Below are 15,250 nucleotides of genomic sequence, written 5' to 3'. Positions count from 1 at the left end.
ATCCCCCCAGATCCCCGATGCCCCCCTGACGCGGCGGTGAGTCAGAGCCGCCGCGTCACCTTGCAGAGATTATGCGCGATCTGTGAAGCGCGTAGGCACTTTGGGTGAAGAACTTGTTTCCACACAATCGGGTCGCGGGTGAACGAATGCGTCGAGCACGAACGTTCGGGGCACTGCGGGACATGTCCTTTCAGCCGCTCAGCACGGTACGCAACCGCTCCGGATCGGTCGTCGGGGCGTCGCAGGTGAAGTTGCGGCAGACGTACGCGGCGGGCGCCCCGTCCACGAGGGACCGGCCGGCGAGAAGCGGGAACTCGGTGCCGTCCGGGGTGCCGGCGGCGACCACGGCGCCCGGAGCGGTGCCCTGCAACGCCGTACGGTGCAGGACCCCGGTCGCCCCGTCGGCCAGGTCCGGGCCGACGACCGCGATCTCCCGCGGGCCGTCGAGCAGGGCCTCGGCGACCGCCAGCCCCCAGCCGATGAACCGCGGGACCCGCGGCCCGAGCGCCGTCACCACCCCGAGCGCCCGCTCCGCGGCGGCGCGCAGGGGTTCGGAACCGGTGTGCGCGGCATAGCCGAGCAGGGCGCCCGCCGCGGCGGTCCAGCCGGCCGGTGTGGCGTTGTCGGTGGGGTCCTGCGGGCGGCGGATGAGCCGCTCGGCGTCGGCCGCGGTGTCGTAGAGGGCACCGCTGTCCACGTCCGTGAAGCGGGTGAGGACCTGGCCGAGGAGCAGCCCCGCGAAGTCGAGCCAGGCCCCGTCGCCGGTGACGGAGGCGAGCGCGAGGAAGCCCTCGGCGACGTCGGCGTAGTCCTCCAGCACGCCCGCGTTGGCGCCGGCCCGGCCGTCCCGGCTGGTGCGGAGCAGCCGGCCCTGGTCGTCCAGGTGCAGCCGGACCAGCAGGTCGGCGGCGGCGGCCGCGGCCTCGACCAGGTCGGGCCGGTCGAAGTAGGCGCCGGTCTCGGCCAGCGCGGCGATCGCCAGGCCGTTCCACGCGGCGACGACCTTGTCGTCGCGGCCGGGCGCCGGGCGCTGCTGCCGCGCCCGCAGCAGCCGCTCGCGGATCGACGCGATGCGCTCCGCCTCGAACACGCCCTCGTCCTGCGGGAGCCGCAGGACGGACCGGCCGTGCTCGAAGGTGCCTTCCTCGGTCACGCCGAAGTGCTGGGCGGCGACCTGCGCGTCGTCGTCCCCCAGGACCTCGCGCAGTTGCCCGGGCGTCCACACGTAGTACGCGCCCTCCACGTGCCGTCCGCTGTCGTCGTCGCTGTCGGCGTCGAGGGCGGAGGCGAACCCGCCCTCGGCGGTGCCCAGTTCACGGACCATGAAGTCCGCGGTCTCCACGGCGACCCGACGGGCCTGCTCGGAGCCGGTGGAACGCCACAGGTGGGCGTGGACGCGGCACAGCAGGGCGTTGTCGTACAGCATCTTCTCGAAGTGCGGCACCAGGGGTCCACCGGGCCTGGGCGTGAGTACGTACCGGTGGAACCCGCCTCCCACCTGGTCGTACAGGCTCGAACGGTCCATCGCGCCGCACAGCCCTTCGGCCATCTCCAGCGCCGCCACGGAACCGGCCCGCGCATGGTGGCGCAAAAGGAACTCGATCACCATCGAAGGCGGGAACTTGGTGTCTCCCTTGAACCAGCCGCTCGCGGGATCGATGTCCCGGGTCAGCTGGAGGAGGGCCAGGGCCTGGGTCTCCTCGGTGGGCGTCCCGGCGCCCCCGATGCTCAGCTCCTGCGCGGCGAGGTCCCGAGTGATCTTCCCCGCAACCTCTCCCACCTCGTCCCGTCGGCTCGTCCAGGCGTTGTGCACACCTTCGAGCACCTGACGGAAGGACGGCATGCCGTGCCGGGCCTCGGGCGGGAAGTACGTACCGAAGTAGAAGGGCTCCCCCTCCGGCGTCATGAACACCGACATCGGCCAGCCACCCTGCCCGGTGGCCGCCTGCACCGCCTCCATGTAGACGGCATCGACGTCGGGGCGCTCCTCACGGTCCACCTTGACGGACACGAAACGCTCGTTCATGTACGCGGCGGTGTCGTCGTCCTCGAAGGACTCGTGCGCCATGACGTGACACCAGTGACAGGCGCTGTAGCCGACGCTCAAGAACACAGGGACATCACGCCGCCGGGCCTCTTCGAACGCGTCGCTCTCCCAGGGCCGCCAGTCGACGGGGTTGTCCGCGTGCTGGAGGAGGTACGGGGACGTGGCCTGCGCAAGTCGGTTGGGCATACCCCCATCCTTGCGCACCCGCCTGCGCCCTGGCCACGCGCCACAGGGGCAGCGCACGACCGGGACGGAAGCGGGCGAAACCGCCGCCGAGCTGGTCGTGGATCCCGCCGCGCGCCATCCACTCGCAGGCGCCGCGGGCCATCCACTCGCAGGCGCCGCGGGCCATCCGCTCGCAGGCGCCGCGGGCCATCCGCAACGCGCCCTCGGACCCAGTGCGGGCGCGGCATCGATTCCGACCGCCGTGAAAATGATCGAACGCCCTGGACGTCACGAAACCGTCCCCGATGATCGCGGCCCCCTCGCGTTCGTGCCGCGTCCGAAGGACACTCGTAGCCCTGAGAGTTACGGCCGGAGGGGGACGGGACATGCGGGACAGCCATCGCACCGAGGCCGAGCGGCTGGTGGTGCGGGCGGTCGAGGAGGAGGTGCGGCGTTCGGGCGGGCGTGTCGACGGGCAGGTGCTGCTGACCCGGGCGCGCGGTTCGCTGGACGCCATGGCGCAGGCCGCCGCCGAGGAGTACGCCGCGTACACGCGCGCCCTCGACGAGACGGAGGACGGCCGGCTCACCTTCGCCCAGCGGTACGCGAAGGACGGCGCCGGAACCCCGCTGCTGGTGGCGGGCGTCGCCGCGGTCGCCGCCCTGGTGGCCGACCTGTCGCTGGGCACCGGGACGGGCACGGCGCTGGGCGCGGGCGCGGCCGTGGGCGTGGTGGGTGCCGCCGCCACCGTGGTGAAGGTGGCCGGCGTCCATCTGCCGGCCGCCCACCACCGGGCGGGCGCGGTGAGCCAGCCGGGCGGCCCCGAGCAGCTGCGGTTGCAGTGGCTGACGGCGCTCGAAGTGCGCGGCATCCGGCCGTTCCTCGACCAGCAGCGGGTGCTCAGCGCCTCGACCGGCCCGAAGCAGCAGGGCCCCAAGCTGCGCGGCGCGGACAAGAGCGCGGCGGCCCGCAGGCGCACGGTGCTCCGGGAGTCCTTCGGTCAACTCCCCGAGCCCGAGGGCCCGTTCGCGGGACGCCGGGCGGAGACGGCACAGCTCAGGCAGTGGGTGCGGGCGGCCCGCGCGAACACCGAGACCCGGCCGACGGTGGTCGTGCTGCACGGCCGTCCGGGCTCGGGCCGCACCACGCTCGCCGTCCGGGCCACGCACGAACTGCGGGACCACTTCCGCGGCGCGGTCGTCGTCGATCTGCGCGGGGGCAGCCGCCACGAGCCGCCGCTGCCGACCCGGGACGCCCTGCTGCATCTGCTGAACCGGCTCGGGGCCCCCCGCGAGCAGTTGCTGTTCCGCGAGCGTTCCTCCCTCGACCAGCAGGTCAAGCGGCTCAGCGAGCTGTACCAGCAGCACCTGACGGGCCTTGCGGTGACGATCGTGCTGGACGACGCCTCGGACCCCGAGCAGATCCGCACCCTGGTCCCCGAGCGCTCCGACAGCCTGGTCCTGATCACCGCCGCGGAGCCCCTCGAACTGCCCGCCGACCTGCCCGCCTGGGTGCACCACCTCCCGGTGGAGGCCCTGGACGAGGCGGGCGCGGAGGAACTGCTGGGCGCCGCCGCCCAGGACTCCTCGGGCCCCTACGACGCCGAATCCACCGACCGGATCCGGCAGTTGTGCGGCGGTCTGCCGCTCGCCCTGCGCATCGCCGGCTCGTCGCTCGGCCCGCGTTCACCGCGCCGGCTGGCCACCGACCTCGACGCGTACGGCCCGGTCGATCCGGTCGAACGCGTCCTGTGGCTGCGCTACACCGACCAGACCGAGGCGGCCCGCACGCTGCTGCGCAGGCTGGCCCTGGCCGGCCGCGCCTCCCTGGGCGCCGCCGCGGCCGCCGCCCTGCTCGGCACGGACGAGTCGGAGGCGGCCCGGCAACTGGCGAAGCTCGCGCAGGCGGGCCTGATCGACCATGTGCGGGGCCGCCGGTACCGGATGCACGACCTGGTCCGCGCGTTCGCCCAGGCCCGGCTGCTCGACGAGGAGGAGCAGGCCGGGCGCACGGCGGCGCAGGAGCGTCTGATCGTGAACTACGGCGAGCTGGCCGACTCCGTGCTGCGCCTGGTCGACGGCAACATGTCGACCCGCTCGGACCGCTTCGGACCGCACGGCTTCACCTCGCTCGAAGAGGCCCTGCGCTGGCTGGACGACGAGTCCAGCTTCATCACGGCGGCGCTGCGCCACGCGGAGGGCGTGAACCAGACCGCCGTGCTGAACCTGCTCGGCGCCCTGTGCGACTACTGCCTGCTCCGCGGCGACCTGTACCGCCTCGGCGAGATCAGCGAGCTGGCCCAGGCCGTCGACCAGGGCCTGCTGATCCGCTCGGTGCAGTGGCGCACCGGCATCGCCGCCCGCCAGCTGGGCGAGCTGGATAGGGCCCGGACAACGCTCAGCTCGGTCGTCGACCTCTACCTGGAGGCCCACCACGACGCGGGCGCGGCCCGTGCGCTGTGCTCCCTGGGCATCACCCTGCACCATCAGGGCCAGCTCACCGAGGCCGCGGCCAAGCTCCAGGAGGCGCTGGACCTCCAGGCGGCGCCCGAGCTGGCGACCGACCGGGCCTGGACGATGCACGCGCTGGCCGCCGTCCAGCGGGACCGCGCCCGGCTGGCGGAGGCCCTGGACCTGCTGACCAGGTCCCTGGTCCTGCACCGCGAGGGCGGTTCGGTGCACGGCGAGGCGTGGGCCCACTTCCAACTGGGCCAGCTGGCGCTGCGGATGGGCGACGTGCCGCGTGCGGAGCGGGAGCTGGGGGCCGCCCTCGACCGCTACCGCCGTACCCGTGACGCCCGCGGGGAGGCATGGGCCCTGACCCAGCTGGCCCGGACCCGGCTCGTCGGCGGGGACGCCCCCGAGGCGGCCGAGGCGCTGCGGCAGGCCGCCGTCCGGCACCATGACAACGAGGACGCACGCGGCGAGGCGTGGACGGCCTACTACCTCGGCCAGGCCCTGGAGGAGACCGGCGACCTGGACCGGGCCGTGCGCGAGCTGGAGCGGTCACGCACGATGTTCTCCCGGATGCGCGACGTGTACGGCCTGGCCTGCGCCCGCCACCACTCGGCCCGTGTCACCCGCGACCAGCGCGCCACCCAGACGGGCTCGCTGCGCAACTCCGGCTTCGCCCGTCAGCTCCTGATGGACGCCCGCGCCGACTTCCAGCGCATCGGCGTCACCCACGGCGAGGCCTGGACCTGCCTGGAGCTGGCGGTCGTCGACGCGGGCAACACGCGCACCCAGCAGGCGCTGGCCCTGTGCGACGAGGCGATCGGCCTGTTCACCTCGTACGGCGACCAGCGGGGCGAGGACTGGGCCCGCTTCCTGCGCTGCACCCTGCTCCCCTACGCCGCCCCCGGCGGTGTGGAGATCGGCACGGCGGTGGCGCAGGAGGAACTGGCCCAGCTGGTCCGGGCCGCGCACGGCACCCGGGACGAGAAGCTGGCCGAGTACCTGACGGCGTACGCGCTGCTGCTGGAGCGCGGTGTGCAGTTGGAGGCCGGGTGGCAGGCGTGGCGTCTGGGCATGGTGCCGAACCGGCACGCCCGCGAGGTAATGGGGGTGCCGGTGCCTGCCGCGTCGTGAGGCCGGTCAGCCCCGCCCGGTGTCCGGGCCGGCGGGGGCCGCCTCCCCGGACTCCGCGCGGGAGTCCGGGGACTCCTTGAAGTCGACCTTCTGCATGTGCTTGCTCATCGACTTCATCAGACCCCACACGGCCAGGGCCATCACCGCGAAGACGATGAAGCCGAGGACGCCGGGGGTGACCTTGTTGTCGTCGATCTCCGCGAGGGGGACGACCTGTGTCAGTGCCTGGCTGAAGCTCATGTCAGGCATTGTCGCGGATGCCCGCAAAGAGGTCGTCCTCGGGTAGGGAGGTGTCGACGAGCGACTTCGCCAGCTCGTACTCCTCCGTCGGCCAGACCTCCTTCTGGAGGTCCATCGGCACCCGGAACCAGCCGCCGTCGGGGTCGATCTGCGTGGCGTGCGCGATCAGCGCCTTGTCGCGGATCTCGAAGAAGTCGGCGCACGGGATGTGCGTGGTGAGGACGCGCTCGACGCGCTCGATCTCCTTCCAGCGCTTGAGCCAGTCCCCGTAGGGCGACTCCAGACCGCGCGCCAGCAGCGCCTTGTGCAGCGCCTCGGTGCGCGGACGGTTGAAGCCCTGGTTGTAGTAGAGCTTGCTCGCCTGGAAGGCCGGGCCGTACTCGGACTCCGGGTACTTCTCCGCGTCCGCGGCGCCTTCGAAGGCCACCATCGTGATCTTGTGGGTCATGATGTGGTCGGGGTGCGGATAGCCGCCGTTCTCGTCGTACGTGGTGATCACCTGGGGACGGAAGGAGCGGATCTGCTTCACGAGTTCCCCGGCCGCCTTGTCGACGTCCTCCAGGGCGAAGCAGCCCTCGGGCAGCGGCGGCAGCGGGTCGCCCTCGGGCAGGCCGGAGTCGACGAAGCCGAGCCACTCCTGCTTGACGCCCAGGATCTCGCGGGCCTCGTCCATCTCCTTCTTGCGTACCTCGTGGATGTGTTCCTCGATGTACGTGTCACCCTTCAGCTTCGGATTGAGGATGGAGCCGCGCTCCCCGCCCGTGCAGGTCACGACCAGCACGTCCACCCCCTCCGACACGTACTTGGCCATGGTGGCCGCGCCCTTGCTCGACTCGTCGTCGGGGTGCGCGTGGACGGCCATCAGTCGCAGCTGGTCAGTCAAGACTCAATCCTCGGTAGGTCGGCGCCCGGATCTTCGGACGCAATCCAGTTAGGGCCGTGCCGCAAGCACCTCCTTGCGGGGTGGCGGTCAGATGGCCGACGGGCGGCTTCTATAGTGACCGAATCGGGGGGCGAATAATTCCACGGGCCGGTCCGGGCTCCCGCCGGGGCTCCTGTCCCCGGTCCTGCCGAGAGGACGATCATGAGCACGGTGAGCACGCGGTTGCCCGAAGGCCGCTACGGGCGTTCCTCGGACGACCGCGCCGACCACAAGCTCAAGATCATCGGTGCGGTGCTCGGCGCGGCCCTGCTCGCGCTGGTCGGCTACTTCGCGTACCACTACGTGGTGCGGAGCGAGATCAGCGCGGAAGTGATCACGTTCCAGGCTTCGGACAGCTCGGTCTCCGTGCATCTGGAGGTCCACAAGGACGCCGGGACCGACGGCTACTGCACCGTGCGCTCGCAGGCCGCCGACGGCGCGGAGGTGGGCCGGGCCGACTTCCGCTTCACCGGGTCGGCGACCCGCATCGACCGGGTCGTCACGCTGCGTACGACCTCTCAGGGCACCACGGCCGAGCTGCTCGGCTGCCACGCCGACTGATGCGGTCCGGATACGTCCTCCCTGACCTGCGCTGACACGATTCTGATGGCTTATGTCCTCCCCCTTCCGCCGTTGAATTGTTAGGCTCGTGGTTTCGCCCTTCCGTGAAGGAACATTCTTCTGGGTAGGGCGATGCTTTGTATCCCCAGTACCGACGAGGAGCACCTGTGACCCAGACCAGCGAGAACGTCACCTGGCTGACCCAGGAGGCGTACAACCAGCTCAAGGCCGAGCTGGAGTACCTGTCTGGTCCTGCGCGCACGGAGATCGCCGCCAAGATCGCGGCCGCGCGCGAGGAGGGCGACCTGCGGGAGAACGGCGGGTATCACGCGGCCAAGGAAGAGCAGGGCAAGCAGGAACTCCGTGTACGACAGCTGACCCAGCTCCTGGAGAACGCCAAGGTCGGCGAGGCCCCCGCCTCCGCGGACGGTGCGGTCGCCCCCGGCATGGTGGTGACGATCGCCTTCGACGGTGACGAGGACGACACCCTGACGTTCCTCCTCGCCTCCCGCGAGTACGCGAGCGCCGGCATCGAGACGTACTCCCCGCAGTCCCCGCTGGGCGCCGGCGTGACCGGCCACAAGGTCGGCGAGAACGCGGAGTACGAACTGCCCAACGGCAAGAAGGCCACGGTGAAGATCCTCAAGGCCGAGCCGTACTCGGGCTGATCCCAGGCTGTACGCGAACCGGTCCCAGCCGTGCGCGGGCCGGCTCCGAACCGTGCGTGAGCGGTCACCAGCCCGTACGCGAACTGCTCCGTACAGCACACGCCGATCGGACCGTCTGTTCCGAACCGTACGGGGACCGACAGGACCATCTGTTTCGAACCGTACGCAGACCGACCGGATCGTCTGTCTGTTGCGTTGCCCTGACGAGGCCCCTGGTTTCCCGTCGATGCCATCGACAGGACGCCGGGGCTTCGCCGTCCACCCGGAGAACGACGGGACGGGGCGCCGTCGATCTCCACCGTGGCCACACGCCGGGCGCCCAGCCGGGCGGTCAGGAGTCCGGCGTTCCACCGGGTACCGGTCTCCGAACGACCGGGCGAGGGACGTGAGGGACTCGCCGTCGCGGTAGGGGGTGGTGAACGCGGCGCGGCTGCCGATGAACTCGGCCTGGGCCGCGCGCACGCCATCCGCCCTCGGAAGAGGCGCCTGGCGGGGCGGCGGCGCGGATGTGCTTCGCAGCGCCGGCGGCGCGGGACGCCCCATGCGTCGAACCGGAGGTCAGCCAGGCGGCCGTCACGCCGTACGCGTCGGCGATCCGGCTCACCGGCCCGGTAGCGCTCGATGACGGTGTCCTTGTCCGCTCGGGCGGCTTCCCGTGCGGCGGCCTTCCCGGGTGGAACGGCGCACGGTCCTACCTCCAGGAATCTTCTGCCGGTACGTACAACGGGTACGGCAGACCACCGATACGGTGCGTACGCACTGCGGGCGACGGTGGGGCCGGATCGCGGTCGGGGAGCCGGGCGGGCCGGACGGACAGGGTGAACGTGCAGTCCACGTCGGGAACTCCGACGGTCAGCGGGCACCCACCCCTGACATGCTCGTGTGCCGCACGCTGCTCACCGGGATCGGCGGCTCACACGCGCATCTGCGAGGGACAGCCGGGCGCGGGTAGGCCGCGGTCCGCATGGCCCGCCGCACCCACGCCGACCGCTCCGGATCGGGATCCAGCCGGTCCGCCAGTCGCAACGCCGCGCCCCGCAGCCGGCGCAGCGCAGCACCGGGGCGATGGTCCGGAAGGCACCCCAGCAGGTACGGCACGATCTCGCCGGTACCGAACACCGGCCCGGCGGCCCGCACTTCGGCCCGGTACCCCTTCGCCCCGGCGCCCGTCTTCGAGGAGTCACCCTGGCCGTCCTTCGTCTCGGCACGCCGACTCGGCGAGGTCCGACGGCCCGGCCTTCAGCTCTTGCCGAAGTACACCGCCGCTCGAACAATCCTGATCACGGCAACGACTCCGGGCCAGCGGCCGGTCACCGGTCCGGAGCCGATACCCGGCCTCACTTCTACCGGGAATGCCCGGCCGACCGCTCAGCCGGTGGCTGGTACACCCCGCCCCGCACCGTCCCAACCCCCGGAAACCCGGAACCATCCCCCCACACACCCTGCCCCTGCCCATACCCCATCGAGCCGTCAACCGGATCACTCACCCGCGTATACGCCACACCCGAGAACCCCACCACAGGATTCACCACATCCCCCGCCGCCGGATACCCGAAACCCGCACCCGCCACCCCGTCCATCCCCTGCGACAGCACATCCACACCAGAACCCGGAAATCCACCCGCCATGTAGAACCCAGCAGGATTGACCGGAGCAGCAGACCAAGAACCAGAAACTCCCGGAACCCCGGAAACAAGGTCAACCACCGGGTCATCCATCACCGCACGCACCAACGGATCAGTACGCATCATCTCGTCCAAGTCCCTACCCGCAAACTCCTCATCGGCGAAAGGCAACGCCTCCTCGGACTCCACCCACCCCGCAGACCGCAACGAGGACCCAACACCCGCACCACCACCGTGATCTTTGCGAGGCAGCCACCACCGCCCGTCCTCACCTTGAAAGAATTTCAGGCCATGCCGCCCTGCCGCTTTAACCAGATCCTGCGAGGGAGGAGCCAAGCGCCCCCTGTTCCTCATGTTGCTCAGGAACCTGGTTAGGCGACGACCGGAAGCCACACCGTCCACCACGCGTGGATTCTTCCGATCTCCAAAGAGATCACCTATTTCCCGCCGGTTCAATTCTTCCACACAGAGAGAATCCACATCCTTCATACCTCTACGCCCAATGAGCGGCAGCCGCCACCGCCCGTCCTGACCTTGAGAGAGCTCCAGGTCATGCCGCCGCAACGCAGCAATCAGATCGTCCCCGGGATTCTCTATCCCCTGATTCCGTAGGTTTTTCAGGAAAACGGCGGTAGAATGGTGAGGCGCCTCGCGCTGCTTCTCCGGATCGTTTGTCCTCTTCGGCAGGTCACCTTTTTCCCGCGCATTCAATACCGTTACATGCTCGGCGACCGATGCGACAGGATTGACCGGAGCGGCAGAAAAGGAAACTGAAACTCCCGGAACCACCGGAACCAGGTCAACCACCGGGTCAGCCATCACCGCGCGCACCAACGGATCAGTGCGCATCATCTCGTCCACGTTCCTACCGGCGAACAACAACACCTCCTCGGACTCCACCTGCCCCGCAGACCACGACGAGGGCCCAGCCTCCGCCCCGACCGACCAGCCAGCGAACACACCATCCTGCCCAAAACGTGCACCCTTGATGATTGACAGCCGCCACTTCCTGTCCTCACCGGGAGAGAGCTCCAGGTCATGCCGCCGCAACGCAGCAATCAGATCGTCCCCGGGATTCTCTATCCCCTGATACCGCAGGTTATTCAGGAAAACGGCGGTAGAATGGTGAGGCACCTCGCGCTGCTTCTCCGGATCCCTTTCCCTCTTCGGCAGGTCACCTTTTTTCAGCGCATTCAATACGGCTATATGCTCGGCGACATTCGTTTTCCCCACCAAGAACCCCTTTCCTCGAACCGGCGAACACATTTTTCAACAACGGCTCCCAGGCCCCCGCAGTTCACCCCGGATCCCCCCAGTCGCCCGGCCTCACTTCTACCGGGAATGCCCGGCCGACCGCTCAGCCGGTGGCTGGTACACCCCGCCCCGCACCGTCCCAACCCCCGGAAACCCGGAACCATCCCCCCACACACCCTGCCCCTGCCCATACCCCATCGAGCCGTCAACCGGATCACTCACCCGCGTATACGCCACACCCGAGAACCCCACCACAGGATTCACCGCATCCCCCGCCGCCGGATACCCGAAACCCGCACCCGCCACCCCGTCCATCCCCTGCGACAGCGCATCCACACCAGAACCCGGAAATCCACCCGCCATGTAGAACCCAGCAGGATTGACCGGAGCAGCAGACCAAGAGCCAGAAACTCCCGGAACCCCGGAAACAAGGTCAACCACCGGGTCATCCATCACCGCGCGCACAAACGGATCAGTACGCATCATCTCGTCCAAGTTCCTATCCGCGAACTCCTCATCGGCGAAAGGCAACGCCTCCTCGGACTCCACCCGCCCCGCAGACCGCAACGAGGACCCAACCTCCGCCCCGACCCCCCTGACAGCAAACACACCCTGCCCAGGACCCAGCACCGCCTCACCACCCGCACCACCACCCACACCACCAGCACCAGTACCAGCACCAGCACCAGCACCAGCACCAGCACGACTCACCCGACCCGTGCGAGGCAGCCACCACCGCCCGTCCTCACCTTGAAAGAATTCCAGGCCATGCCGCCCTGCCGCTTTAACCAGATCCTCCGAGGGAGGAGCCAAGCGCCCCCTGATCCTCATGTCATGCAGGAAATTGGTGAGGCGACGATCGGAAGCCACCCCGTCCACCATGCGACGATTTTTCTTACCTACGGAGAGATTACCTATTTCCCGCCGGTTCAATTCTTCCGCACAGAGAGAATCCACATCCTTCGAACGTGGACCCCCGATGAGCGGCAGCCGCCACTTCCCGTCCTGACCTTGAGAGAGCTCCAGGTCATGCCGCCGCAACGCAGCAATCAGATCGCCCCTGGGATTCTCTATCCCTGATGCCGCAGGTTATTCAGGAAACTGCCGATAGACCGGCGAGGCGCCTCGCGCTGCTTCTCCGGATCCTTTTCCCTCTTCGGCAGGTCACCTTTTTTCAGTGCATTCAATACGGCTATATACTCGGCGGCATTCGTTTTCCCCACCACGAACCCCTTTCCTCGAACTAGCGAATACACTTTTCAACAACGATTCCCAGGCCCCCGCGGTTCGCTCCGTACCTACCACTCGGCAGCCGGTCCACAGCCGGCAAAACACGGAGAGGAGCCCGCTGAACTGGAACAACGGGAGCCTCTATGGACTCATCAGTCCCAGGGAACCACACCGCCATCCGGCCCTGTACTCCGCTCTGGCAGGAGGATGCCACGTGGGCCCGGCACATGTGGTGTGTGTGCCGGGCCCGGTCATCTGGTAGTCGATCAGCGGTCGTTGAGTCCCTTGTCCACCGCCGCCGTCAGCTCGCCGTCGGCCGTGTCGCCGTCCAGCGACCAGAACATCGCGCCGCCCAGGCCCAGCTTGCGGGTGTAGGCCGCCTTGGTCTTCAGCACCTGCGGGTCGTCGTACGTCCACAGCGTGGTGCCGTCGAAGAGCCACGCGCTGCCGTTCCGGCGGTCCCGGTGCACGGTGTACGTACCGGAGGCGGCCAGGCCCTTGAGGACCTTGTAGTCCTCGGAGCCGTCCGCGTACGTGCCCTTCGCCGGACCGGTGGCCGGCTGGCCGAGACCGTCGCCGCCGCCGCTGACCCCGGTCCAGCCCTGCCCGTAGAACGGCATGCCGACCACCAGCTTGCGCGGCTGGGCGCCCCTGCGCACCCAGTCCCGGACCGTCTGGTCCACGCTGAAGTCGCCCGGCGCGAACAGAGCCGACTGCTGGGCCGTCGTGGCCTGGCCCGACACGTGGTAGTCGTACCCCTGGAGGTTCACGAAGTCGACGTCCCGCATGAAGGAACCCAGGGGAATCCAGAGCAACCCACAGCAACCCACAGCAACCCAGGGAAATTCAGAGGAATCCGGGAGAATCCTGAACGAGTTCCGAAGGTACCCGACACACCATAACGCGATGTATCGCGTCTCTCAACGGATTTCCCCGAACGAGTGATGCGGACGTTCCTGACCTGGTGAAACGGCTGACGCGGCGGTCGGCGCCGGCTCAGTCCATGACGGTGTAACCCGCCTCGCGCAGGGCCTGGCCGACCTCGACGCAGTGCGTCGGCCCCTTCGTCTCCAGGTGCAGCTCCACCTCCGCCTCCGTGAGCCCGAGCCGCGGATCGGTCCGTACGTGACTCACGTCGAGCACGTTAGCGTCCACCACTGACAACACCCCGAGAAGCGTCGCGAGGGCGCCCGGCCGGTCCGTCAACCGCAGCCGTACGGCCAGGTAGCGGCCCTGCGCGGTCATGCCGTGGCGCAGCACCCGCTGGAGCAGCACCGGGTCGACGTTGCCTCCGGACAGCACGGCGACGACCGGCCCGGCGAAGGCGCCGGGCTCGCCGAGCAGCGCCGCGACCGGGCTCGCCCCGGCCGGCTCGACGACCAGCTTGGCCCGCTCCAGGCACAGCAGCAGCGCCGCCGACAGCTGGTCCTCGGAGACCGTACGGATCTCGTCGACCGATTCCGCGATGATCCGGAACGGCACGTCGCCGGGCCGCCCCACCTTGATGCCGTCCGCCATCGTCGCCGGGCCCTCGATGGCCACCGGCCGCCCGGCCGCGAGCGAGGGCGGATACGCCGCCGAACCCGCCGCCTGCACCCCGACGATCCGCACCTCGGGCCGCAGCGCCTTCACCGCGACGGCGATACCGGCCGCGAGCCCGCCGCCGCCGACGCCGACGACGATGGTGCCGACCTCCGGGCACTGCTCCAGGATCTCCAGGCCGACGGTGCCCTGGCCCGCGATGACGTCGGGGTGGTCGAAGGGGTGGATGAACACGGCACCGGTCCGCTCGGCGTACTCCTGCGCGGCGGCCAGCGTCTCGTCGACCACCTGGCCGTGCAGGCGCACCTCCGCGCCGTACTCCCGGGTGGCGCTGATCTTCGGCAGCGGGGCGCCCTTGGGCATGAACACCGTGGCGTGCACGCCGAGCAGCGACGACGCGAGCGCGACGCCCTGCGCGTGGTTGCCGGCGCTCGCGGCCACCACGCCGGCGGCCCGCTCCTCCGGCAGCAGCCCGGCGATCCGTACGTAGGCGCCGCGCAGCTTGAACGATCCGGTCCGCTGGAGGTTCTCGCACTTGAGGAGCACCGGCGCGCCCACCAGCTGGGACAGATGCCTGCTGCTCTCCAGCGCGGTCACCCGGGCCACACCGGAGAGCATCTTCTGGGCACCGCGTACGTCGTCGAGGGTGACGGGGCGCAGCGAGCCGGCCGTGCTGTAGCTCATGGCTCAAGTCTCGCAGTTCACAGTCGCGGGCAGCCGGTGTGACCAAGCACCGAGACCGGTTCGTGCAGCGCCGGTACGGCCTGCGTCCCTTCCGCGTACCCTGTCCCCCAACCCAGCAGCCCTCATGAAGTGAGCCCCCGCCATGCCCACAACACCTGAAATGTCGATGGACATGACGACCGTAGGTGACACCGGTCTTCTCGACACCCTTCAGCACCAGGTGGCGCTGTTCGCCCGTCGTGCCGAGCAGACCCGGCTCGGTGGCGTCGGGCAGGTGCGCAATTCCATGGACCGTGCCGCGTACCTGCTGCTCAACCGCCTCGACAAAGAAGGCCCGATGGGGGTCAAGGCGCTCGCCGCGAGCATGGGGATCGACTCGTCGACGGTCACCCGGCAGGTGGCTCCGCTGGTCGACACCGGGCTCGTCAAGCGGACCTCGCACCCCGAGGACGGGCGCGCGGTGGTGCTCCAGCTCTCCCCGCGCGGGGCGGCCCGGCTGGACGAGGTGCGCTCCTCCAGGCGCCAGTTGATGGCCGAGCTGACACACGACTGGGCGGCGGAGGAGCGCGAGTCGTTCTGTGCGCTCCTGACGCGCTTCAACAGCGCTCTCTCCGCCCGGACGGCGGTACCGGGCGTCGCAACGGAGGAGACTCCCCCGGTCTCCTGACGACCGGAGTCTTGACCTTGGGCCGCCGCTGTCCTCATATGAGACCGGGGTCCCGCGG

General features: G+C 69.7%; 10 protein-coding genes and 1 pseudogene. 5 read left to right on the top strand and 6 right to left on the bottom strand.

What is annotated here, in order from left to right:
- Nucleotides 1-190: 190 nt before the first annotated feature.
- A complete protein-coding gene (locus tag ACFY2B_RS02655; RefSeq protein WP_390761289.1) occupies nucleotides 191-2,233 on the bottom strand; it encodes a thioredoxin domain-containing protein in 2,043 nt (680 codons plus the stop codon).
- Nucleotides 2,234-2,598: 365 nt separating this feature from the next.
- Here ACFY2B_RS02655 and ACFY2B_RS02650 point away from each other — a divergent pair, with 365 nt between their 5' ends.
- Nucleotides 2,599-5,799 (top strand): tetratricopeptide repeat protein, encoded by a 3,201-nt coding sequence (locus ACFY2B_RS02650; protein ID WP_390761288.1) that lies wholly within the window; start codon nucleotides 2,599-2,601, stop codon nucleotides 5,797-5,799.
- A gap of 6 nt (nucleotides 5,800-5,805) precedes the next feature.
- On the opposite strand, the gene ACFY2B_RS02645 is transcribed toward ACFY2B_RS02650, so the two are convergent.
- On the bottom strand, nucleotides 5,806-6,039 hold the full coding sequence (locus ACFY2B_RS02645) for a hypothetical protein (RefSeq protein WP_390761287.1): 234 nt from the start codon (nucleotides 6,037-6,039) through the stop codon (nucleotides 5,806-5,808).
- A 1-nt stretch (nucleotide 6,040) separates the two neighbouring features.
- On the bottom strand, nucleotides 6,041-6,922 hold the full coding sequence (mca, locus tag ACFY2B_RS02640; RefSeq protein WP_390761286.1) for a mycothiol conjugate amidase Mca: 882 nt from the start codon (nucleotides 6,920-6,922) through the stop codon (nucleotides 6,041-6,043).
- 201 nt (nucleotides 6,923-7,123) lie between these two features.
- Between mca and ACFY2B_RS02635 the strand changes: the two genes are divergently transcribed.
- Both ACFY2B_RS02635 and greA read left to right on the top strand, forming a co-directional pair.
- A complete protein-coding gene (locus ACFY2B_RS02635; protein WP_390761285.1) occupies nucleotides 7,124-7,522 on the top strand; it encodes a DUF4307 domain-containing protein in 399 nt (132 codons plus the stop codon).
- A 167-nt stretch (nucleotides 7,523-7,689) separates the two neighbouring features.
- The gene (gene greA / locus ACFY2B_RS02630; protein ID WP_390761284.1) at nucleotides 7,690-8,190 is read left to right on the top strand and encodes a transcription elongation factor GreA; all 501 of its coding nucleotides are present in this window, start codon (nucleotides 7,690-7,692) and stop codon (nucleotides 8,188-8,190) included.
- Nucleotides 8,191-9,533: 1,343 nt separating this feature from the next.
- Here the strand turns inward: greA and ACFY2B_RS02625 are convergent.
- Nucleotides 9,534-11,048, bottom strand: coding sequence for a hypothetical protein (locus ACFY2B_RS02625; protein WP_390761283.1), 1,515 nt, complete (start codon nucleotides 11,046-11,048; stop codon nucleotides 9,534-9,536).
- Nucleotides 11,049-11,903: 855 nt separating this feature from the next.
- On the opposite strand from ACFY2B_RS02625, the gene ACFY2B_RS02620 reads away from it, so the two are divergent.
- On the top strand, nucleotides 11,904-12,149 hold the full coding sequence (locus ACFY2B_RS02620; protein WP_390761282.1) for a hypothetical protein: 246 nt from the start codon (nucleotides 11,904-11,906) through the stop codon (nucleotides 12,147-12,149).
- 416 nt (nucleotides 12,150-12,565) lie between these two features.
- Here the strand turns inward: ACFY2B_RS02620 and ACFY2B_RS02615 are convergent.
- Together ACFY2B_RS02615 and ilvA are read right to left on the bottom strand one after the other, a co-directional pair.
- Nucleotides 12,566-13,087: pseudogene (locus ACFY2B_RS02615) on the bottom strand (glycoside hydrolase family 18 protein); the annotation flags it as partial.
- A gap of 208 nt (nucleotides 13,088-13,295) precedes the next feature.
- On the bottom strand, nucleotides 13,296-14,525 hold the full coding sequence (gene ilvA, locus ACFY2B_RS02610; protein WP_390761281.1) for a threonine ammonia-lyase: 1,230 nt from the start codon (nucleotides 14,523-14,525) through the stop codon (nucleotides 13,296-13,298).
- 160 nt (nucleotides 14,526-14,685) lie between these two features.
- Between ilvA and ACFY2B_RS02605 the strand changes: the two genes are divergently transcribed.
- Nucleotides 14,686-15,192 (top strand): MarR family winged helix-turn-helix transcriptional regulator, encoded by a 507-nt coding sequence (locus tag ACFY2B_RS02605; RefSeq protein ID WP_390761529.1) that lies wholly within the window; start codon nucleotides 14,686-14,688, stop codon nucleotides 15,190-15,192.
- Nucleotides 15,193-15,250: the final 58 nt, after the last annotated feature.

It is taken from the genome of Streptomyces sp. NPDC001270, from assembly GCF_042896695.1.
In the GTDB taxonomy this organism is placed as follows: Bacteria; Actinomycetota; Actinomycetes; order Streptomycetales; family Streptomycetaceae; genus Streptomyces.
The sequence above is the reverse complement of the archived record's forward strand: the minus strand, read 5'-3'. Positions and strand labels throughout refer to the sequence as shown.

Bases quoted from the DNA above. Each gene is read 5' to 3' on its own strand.
- ACFY2B_RS02645 (WP_390761287.1), bottom strand. From the start codon at position 6,039: ATGAGCTTCAGCCAGGCACTGACACAGGTCGTCCCCCTCGCGGAGATC.
- ilvA (WP_390761281.1), bottom strand. From the start codon at position 14,525: ATGAGCTACAGCACGGCCGGCTCGCTGCGCCCCGTCACCCTCGACGAC.
- ACFY2B_RS02620 (WP_390761282.1), top strand. From the start codon at position 11,904: ATGCAGGAAATTGGTGAGGCGACGATCGGAAGCCACCCCGTCCACCAT.
- ACFY2B_RS02650 (WP_390761288.1), top strand. From the start codon at position 2,599: ATGCGGGACAGCCATCGCACCGAGGCCGAGCGGCTGGTGGTGCGGGCG.
- ACFY2B_RS02605 (WP_390761529.1), top strand. From the start codon at position 14,686: ATGTCGATGGACATGACGACCGTAGGTGACACCGGTCTTCTCGACACC.
- ACFY2B_RS02635 (WP_390761285.1), top strand. From the start codon at position 7,124: ATGAGCACGGTGAGCACGCGGTTGCCCGAAGGCCGCTACGGGCGTTCC.
- ACFY2B_RS02655 (WP_390761289.1), bottom strand. From the start codon at position 2,233: ATGCCCAACCGACTTGCGCAGGCCACGTCCCCGTACCTCCTCCAGCAC.